At 43.0% G+C, this 2,837-nt stretch carries 3 protein-coding genes; all 3 read right to left on the reverse strand.

What is annotated here, in order from left to right; genetic code table 11:
• On the reverse strand, window positions 1-552 hold a 552-nt coding region (locus HP456_RS22235; protein ID WP_172255162.1), incomplete at its 3' end, for an anti-sigma factor.
• Complete coding sequence (locus HP456_RS22240) at window positions 549-1,115, reverse strand: RNA polymerase sigma factor (RefSeq protein ID WP_172255158.1); 567 nt, start codon at window positions 1,113-1,115, stop codon at window positions 549-551. The genes HP456_RS22240 and HP456_RS22235, both read right to left, overlap by 4 nt.
• A 213-nt stretch (window positions 1,116-1,328) precedes the next feature.
• Entirely contained in the window at window positions 1,329-2,333 is a 1,005-nt protein-coding gene (gene mreBH / locus HP456_RS22245; RefSeq protein WP_172255160.1) for a rod-share determining protein MreBH, read from the reverse strand.
• Between the last annotated feature and the right edge of the window lie 504 nt (window positions 2,334-2,837).

Raw genomic sequence — 2,837 nt, forward strand, 5'->3', positions numbered from 1 at the left:
TCCTGCACGTTGCGGCTTTTCATCCTTAATGAGCCATACTTGGAAGACTTCTTCTTTAGATAAGTCTTCCAGTTGTGAAGCCTGCACGACAAGGCTTGATTGTTCGCCCTGTTTGATAATGCTGGCCGTTCCTTTAGCATTGCCTTTCACGGCGGCGAGCTCAACATATCGAGTGACCTCATCGATTGCCGCCTGTTCAACGATTTCTTCTTTTTGCTGGATTTTGGTAAACATATAGACGTTTCCAAGCAAGGAAAGCGTAAGTATCGCTGCTGCAGAAGGGAATAACCAGCGCTTACGCGGTTTTTCTTTGCGTAATGGAGTGACAGCAGATGCCCTGTCAATTCTGGCAAACACACGGTCTTCCAATCCTTCGGGAGGGTCAATGGGTTCAGAAGCATAAGGCAGGTACTCATTCAGCTGCTGAAGCTCATTCAATGCTTCACGGCAGTCTGAACAGCTTTCAAGATGCTCCTCAAACAATGCTTTTTCAACATCATCAAGATGATGATTGAAATAATCCAGTAGGTAATCGCATGGCTGCTGAATCATTCCGTGCCCCCTCCTTTCCCTTTAAGGCAGCTGTGCAGATGCTTCAATGCCAGCCGTATTCTTCCTTTCACAGTCCCGAGTGGTGTATCCGTGTTCTTGGAAATGGACTGCTGTGTCTGTCCCTTGAAATAAAATAAATGGACAATCCGCTGCTGATCCTCTTTTAAAGCACGGATGCAATCCTGGATCGCGTTCCCTTTTTCCTTCCATTCCACGATGTCTTCAGGTGTTTCATAACTAACCTGCAGTGAATCTTTTTCGACATATTCAACGGACTCATGTTTCTTACGTTTGCGGAGAGCATCTAAGCTTGTGTTCCGAGTCATCGTCAACAACCAGGAAGAAAACTTTCCCTTTGATTGGTCGTAAGGTGAGTGCTTTTTCCAAAGTTTCAGAAACACTTCCTGAATCACTTCTTCCGCAATCTCCCTATCACCGGTCATTTTATAGGAAAAAGAATAAATAAGCTTTTCGTATTTTCGATATAGCTGACGCAAAGCAGATGAATCTTTTTCACTGACTACTTTTTGGTACAAATCAATATCCCTGAAGTGCTGTGACATAAATTGCTCCTTCTATATGGCGTAAGTAAATTAAGGATACTAAACAACGCCATTGAACTCAATTCTAAAGAGCTAACGAAAAAAAATATAAATGGGATCATTTTGGTTTGAAATTTTTTGAAAGAGGGTAATATGATGGCTCTTTTTTCAAGGGGGAAGATACTATACAAAACGAACCCCCGATACGTTGTCCGGGGGTTTGTTTCTTTATAGTTATTTTACTTTTTGCAGTTTGTGGATGACGGTTAATGAACGTCCTGTGCCGATCGCCACTGATTCGAGCGGGTTAGGTGCAAGGTGGACAGGTACGACGATTTCTTCGCTCAGCCAGTCTTGAAGTCCGTTCAGCAGGGAGCCTCCCCCTGTAAGGATCACTCCGCGGTCCACAATGTCACCGCTTAGTTCAGGAGGGCAGTTCTCAAGCGTTGCACGGATGGTTTCAAGAATATGAAGCAAGGATTCCCTCAACGCACTTTGGATTTCATTGGATGTTAACGTGATCGTTTTCGGTAATCCAGTGACCAGGTCGCGTCCGCGGATTTCCATGGAGCGTTCTTCATGGTCGATCAACGCATGTCCTACCTCAATCTTAATATTCTCCGCTGTTCTTTCACCGATCAGTAAATTATAGCGTTTACGTACGTGCTGGATGATATCTTCGTCCATTTGGTCCCCGCCGATACGGATTGTGTTGCAGGATACAACACCGCCGTATGAGATGATGGCTACTTCAGTTGTTCCGCCGCCGATGTCAACGATCACGTTGGCAACAGGCTCGTCAACAGGGAGGTCAGCTCCAATTGCTGCCGCAACAGGCTCTTCGATGAGAGTGACTGTTTTTGCACCGCTTCCACGCACGGCATCCTGAATCGCTCTGCGTTCCACACTTGTCGCACCGGATGGTGTACAAACCACGACATTTGGCTTACGGATTGAGAAGCCAAGCTTTTTACTCGCTTTTTTCATGACTTGTTTCAACATTTCAGTCGTGACATCAAAGTCAGCTATGACGCCGTCTTTCAAAGGGCGTACAGCCACGATCTTACCCGGGGTCTTCCCAATCATGCTTTTGGCTTCTACGCCGACTGCTAATACTTGTTTATTTTCTGTGTCGATTGCGACTACAGACGGTTCGTTTAAAATGATTCCTTTATTTTTACTATAAACTAGAATATTTGCGGTTCCTAAATCGATACCGATTTCAGAGTTTGATAACATCAAAATTCCTCCAACTATAAGAATTCTACACAGTATAACCTTCTATATAGTATAGGAGATTTTTGGCGGTTTTGAAGGTGGAGATATTTACCACCGACACAATGTTACAAAGTATGACACGAATCATCGGACGTATACTCTGTTAAAAGGTGTTAGCAGAGCGGTTTTGTATACCTGTGCAGGTATGAAGATGCGTCCGATTTACTAACCCTCGTTAAATAAATTTAAACGTTCTGTAACAAATGAACGGGTGCAATTACGACTAGTAGAAAGGTGACAGATGGCTACTAATAGAAAAAATATAGATATATTTTATGATAAACGAGTATAAAAGTTTAGGAACATAGTAAAAGAAAGAATAAAAAAATAAGGAAGCCGGGACAAAAGTGTTTTAGTCTAAGTAAAACCCGAACTAATTTGCCTTCTAATAGGCAAATTAGTTCGGGTTATTATTTTGTTCAGTGTACATTTATATTTTAGCACTTTCCAGCGGTTGATTGGAGT

The organism is Bacillus haikouensis, assembly GCF_013179555.1.
In the GTDB taxonomy this organism is placed as follows: Bacteria; Bacillota; Bacilli; order Bacillales; family Bacillaceae_B; genus Rossellomorea; species Rossellomorea haikouensis_A.

Coding starts and splice junctions, on each gene's coding strand:
- HP456_RS22240 (WP_172255158.1), bottom strand. CDS start 1,115: ATGTCACAGCACTTCAGGGATATTGATTTGTACCAAAAAGTAGTCAGT.
- mreBH (WP_172255160.1), bottom strand. CDS start 2,333: ATGTTATCAAACTCTGAAATCGGTATCGATTTAGGAACCGCAAATATT.